Annotated in this window: 2 protein-coding genes and 1 pseudogene; all 3 read left to right on the plus strand. The window is 71.5% G+C overall.

What is annotated here, in order from left to right; translation table 11 throughout:
* Positions 1 to 404 (plus strand): hypothetical protein (locus tag AB7O82_RS37140; protein WP_428555203.1); only part of this gene is annotated, 404 nt, incomplete at its 5' end.
* A gap of 360 nt (positions 405 to 764) precedes the next feature.
* Positions 765 to 2,282, plus strand: a pseudogene (locus AB7O82_RS37145) (AAA family ATPase); the annotation flags it as partial.
* Positions 2,283 to 4,215: 1,933 nt separating this feature from the next.
* Positions 4,216 to 5,054 (plus strand): endonuclease/exonuclease/phosphatase family protein (locus AB7O82_RS37150; protein WP_428621796.1); only part of this gene is annotated, 839 nt, incomplete at its 3' end.

Consider the following 5,054-nt stretch of genomic DNA (forward strand, 5'->3'; position numbering starts at 1 on the left):
CCCTGCGGGCGCTGTTCCGCGACCTCAAGCGGCGCAACGCGGTGGAGCTGCCGCCCGCTGCCGGCCAGGCGAGCGGGCCGCGCTACGCCGAGATGCCGGCACTGATCGCGGCGGCGACCGACCAGGGACCCGATTTCGAGCGGCCGTTCGCCGGCGGCACCCTGCGCATCAATCCGGTCGGCATCGACGAGCAGGTCTATGTCGTCTTCAGCTTCGACGATCCATCGGTCGCGAGCCGGGTCCTGTTCGTCGAGCGGGCGCGCGATTCGCGAATCGAGCGCATCGAGCTGCCGCCGCCCGACGACGGCGAGATCGTGCTGATCAAGGACCTCGCCGTGGCAGCCGACGCCGAGCTCGTCGACCTGCTGCGCGACCTCACGACGTCCGGTGACTTCCAGAGGTAGGCGCCCGTGACCACGCAGGTTCGCGTGTCGATCGCCACCACCGCCGGGGCGATCGCCGTCGAACGGATCGCGCCGCTCAACTTGCGCAAGTCGAGGGTCTTCACCTGGCGCGGCCTCGCGCCGTTGCCGGCGCTCTCGGCCAGCTACGACGCGTTCGTGCGCAAGCGCGTCGCCCGCATCCTTCCGTCGGGCGACGCCAGCCCGTTCCGCATCGATCTCTCCGACGAGATCGATACCGGCGACAGCTGGCAGCTCGGGGTGCTGGCGGCCCATGCGCTGCAGCGCGCCGAGCGGCTCGCCGGCCGCGAATCCGACGACGCCGGCACCTGGCTGTTCGCCACCGGCACCGTCGATTTCGAGATGGCGGCGGGCGAGGTGGGCTATGTCGAGGACAAGCTCCGCCTGCTGATCCGCGACGAACGGTTGAATGCCGTCGTCGCCAGCGGCAAGCGCGTCGTCGTCGCCGTGCCGGAGGCCAACGGCTCCGATGCGCGCGCCGAGCAGGAGCAGTTGCGCCGGCTCGGCGCCGAGGTCCTGGTGGTGCGCCAGGTCGAGGACCTGCTGCGCACCCTCGACCTCGACATCAGGCCCAGCGGCGCCGATCCCGACGACGCCTGGGAAGGCTCGCCGTTCCGTGGCCTGGAGGTCTTCGACGTCCGCCATCGCAAGATCTTCTGGGGCCGCGGCAAGGCGCGCGAGGAAGCGTTGCAGGTGCTGCGCCGCCAGGACCTTTACGGCTGCAGCTTCCTCCTGATCCATGGCAGCAGCGGCGTCGGCAAATCCTCACTGGCGCGCGCCGGCCTGCTCGGCGATCTCGAACAGATGGCGAGCGCCAACGACCGCTGGCGCAGCGCCGTGGTCATGCCGAGCCGTGGCAAGCGCACGCCGATCGCGGCCCTCGCCGAGGCACTGGCGTCGGCGGTGCCCGAGCTCGCCACGGAACCGGCCGAGCTGGCGGCCCGCCTGCTGGCCAATCCGGCCGAGGCGACGGCGGCAATCGCCGCCGCGCTGGCGCGGGCCGAAACCGGCGGACGCCTGCGGGTGGCGCTGCTGGTCGACCAGCTCGAGGAGCTTCTGCTGTGGGCGCGCGAGCAGCAGAGCGGGCAGGCGGCAGGCGAGCGCGAGGCGTTCGCCGAGACGCTGTCGCGGCTGGCGCGCTCGCGGCTGGTCTGGGTGATCGCGACCCTGCGCTCCGATCTCATGGCGCTGCTCGAGGACAGCCCGGTGCTGTCCGATCTCGCGCGCAACGAACGCCTCTACCGCCTCGAGCGGCCGCGGCCGGGCGCGCTCGCCGAGATCATCCGCCGGCCGGCCGAGCTCGCCGGCCTGCGCTTCGTCGGCCACGACAAGGACAACCTGCCGCTGGTCGACGTGCTGACCGACGCGGCCAAGCGCCAGCAGGACTGCCTGCCGCTGCTGCAGTTCACGCTGAAGCTGTTGTACGACGACAAGGAGCGGCGGCCCGGCACGATCAGCTACGACCAGTACGAGAGCGCCGGCGGACTGGAGAACGCCATCGGCACCTGGGCCGACCGCACGATCGGCGCGCTCGGCGCCGATCCCGAGACCGAGCGGGCGGTCGACGACGTGATCTTCAATCTCGCGCGCCGCGGCCGCGAGACCGAGATCGTCGTCGGCGCCGAGCTTCTGCTCGACGAGGGCTTTCTCACGCCGGCGCGCGAGCGGGTGATCGAGGCGCTCGACCAGGCGCGCCTGATCGTGCTCGACGCCAGGCCGCGGACGCAGCGCCGCACGGCGCGGGTGGCGCACGAGGCGCTGCTCACCCACTGGCGGCGCGCCCGCAGCCTGTTCGAGACGCACGCCGCCAAGCTCCTGCGCAAGGATGATCTCGAGCGCGACGCGCTGCGCTGGCGCGAGCAGGCGAACGACGTGGATTTCCTCATCCTGAGCGAGACGCACCTGGTCGATGCCGAGCAGCTGATGGCCGACAGCCGCGTCGCGCTTTCCGCGCTCGCCCGCGGCTACATCAAGGAGTCGCTCGCCCATCATCGCAGCGTGGTCGAGAGCGTGAAGGCGCGACTGGCGCGTGACGAGCAGAAGATCGCCGGCCTGATCGGCGGCAACGCCTATGGTGAGGCCGCGCTCGAGCTCGATCGCGTCGTCGACTACCTGGCCGACCAGATGGATGCGGAATTGCGCGACCGGCGCACCCATCACGAGGCGCAGCGGGCGCGTATTCGCACGCTGGCAGCCTATGACGGCCACGCCCGGACAGTGTTTCCGAAAGCCGGGCAGGAAGATTTCGAGCAGGCGCGCCTCGCCTGCGAAGGCGCGCTCGACGCGCTCGACGTGCTCGGCGACAGCCAATGGTGGGACAAGCTGCCGGTGCAGGACCTCACGACCGCGCAGGCCGACGACCTGCGGCGCGAGATCTACCGCCTGCTGCTGCTCTACAGCGGCCTGCAGCTCGTGCCGGTGATCCGCAATCTGCGTTCCCTGCGCAAGGGCGGCGGGCGGCGTACGCCGGCCTGGATGGTGCGCCTGCTGTTCAGGCTCGTGCCGCGCTCGATCGTGACCTCGAAGCTGCAGCGTATCGTCGACTCGCTTCAGATCACCCTGCCGGCTGGCAACAAGGAGGTCGCGCTGGCGTTCGAGCGCAGCCGGGCAGCGCTGCGCGCAGTGCGCCGCGTCGAGGAGGCGATCGGCGGCCTGGGCAGCGAGCGCTCGCGCACCAGCCTGCTGGTCGAGCGCATCGTCGAGATGCTTTCGTCGTTCCTGCCGGGCGCGCGCATCGACGTGGCGACCGTGCTGGCCTTCACCGCGCCGGCCAAGTTCGCCGAGCCGATCAACGCCACCGACTATTTCTTCGTCGCCCTGTTCAACTACTTCGTCGCCAAGCGGCGCAACGACGGCAGCTTCGCCGCGGCCATTTCCCTGCTGCAGGGCAACTTCCCGCAGCTCGACGCCGGGGCGCCGCTGGCCACCGCCGAACGCCTGCTGCGCACGGCGATCGCCTTGGAGCCGCGCAATTTCTGGCCGCACTGGGTGCTCGGTCGGACCCTGCAGGAGGCTGGCAACCATGGCGCGGCCGAGCTCGCCTTCAACAGCGCCATCGCGCTCGAGCCGCACTATGCCCGAGGCTACGAGCAGCGCGCGCTGTCGCTCGCCCGGCAATGGACGGCGACCCGCGACGATCGTTTGCGCGAGCGCGCCCGCGCCGATTCGCGGCTTGCCGGCCGCTATGGCGCGGGCGACCCCTCGATCTACTGGCCGCGCGGCGAGCTGTTCGACGAGCTCGGCGAGACAAGGGAGGCGCTCGACGCCTATTGCCTGTGGCTGGAGCTGGAGGAGGACGTATTGGCCACCGTGGCGCGCGGCGCCGGCGTGACACGGCTGTTTCGGCGCGCGACCGACATGCTGGCGACCCGGCAAGAGGAGGCGCTGCAGGCCGATGCGCACGCGCTGCTGGCGCTGGTCCATTGGACGTGGAAGGACCACGCCGCCGCGCTGCAGGCCGCGCACGCCGCCCTCGCGATCGCGCCGGCGCATGTCCACGCGCTCGGCGTCAAGGGCGCCGCGCTGCTCGCGGCCGGCAAACCGCGCGAGGCGCTCGCCGAGGGGCTCGAGCCTGCGCTGGCTGCCGACCCGTGGAACTTCTGGGTCCATTTCAATCGCGCCCAGGCGGTCGCTCGACATGGCCGAGGCCGCCTGGCGAGAGCTGCTCGCCCGCGCCGGCGAGAAGACGCACGATCACTGTCCGACCTGGATTCGACAGCGCGCCGAGGCCAGCCTGGCGCGGTCGCGGCCGGACGACCTCGCACAGCCGCAAGCCGCCTGATCGAGCCGGGCCATGACCGACGATCATGTGCTGACGGCGTTTCAGCGGACCCTGGAATTCGGCCGGATCTATGCCAAGCAGCCGCGACAGCCGCTTGCCGACATCACGCCTGGACGTCCCGTGCGCATCCTCACCTGGAACATCGGGCGCGGGTTCGCGCCGGAACGAATCGCCGACACCATCCGCGAGCTGCAGCCGGACATCGCCTGCCTGCAGGAGGTCGACTGGGGCAACCGGCGCACCGGCGCGCGCGATGTGCTGCAGATTCTGGCCGACGGCACCGGCATGCTGGGACTCTACGGCATCGAGTTCCTCGAAGTGCAGGGGCCGGGCCGGCCGCGCCGCCTGGCGGGCGGCGGCGCCACGGGCAATGCGCTGCTTTGCCGGACCGACCCTCGAGTCTGCTTCCGCATCGAGCTGTTGCCGGCAATCGACTGGGAGCACGGCGCCGAGGACGGAAAGCTGCCGCGTCGCGTGCGCGCCCGAGTGAGGCGCGAGCGGCGCATCGGCCGCCGCTTCGCGCTCGCCGCCGAGCTCGATGTCGGCGGTGCCCGGATCGTCGTCGCGTCGGTGCATTTCGAGGACAAGCTCGGCGGCCCGTGCGGCCGCTTCCGGCATTTCCGGTCGGTCGTCGAGGCGATCGATGCGCGGCGCGGCGACAGCGACGCAACCGTGGTGGTGGCGGGCGACTTCAACACCTTCGACTCGGCCGTGGCGCGGCTGGTGACGCCCGACACCGACGCCACCGCGCTTGGCCGGCCCAGGGGCACCAGCGAAGCGGCGTGGTGGAAGCGCGCACTGTTGCCACCGACCGGCTTCGCCGACCCCTTCCCCGCCGCCGCCTGGACGTT

It is taken from the genome of Reyranella sp., from assembly GCF_050185545.1.
Lineage (GTDB): Bacteria > Pseudomonadota > Alphaproteobacteria > Reyranellales > Reyranellaceae > Reyranella.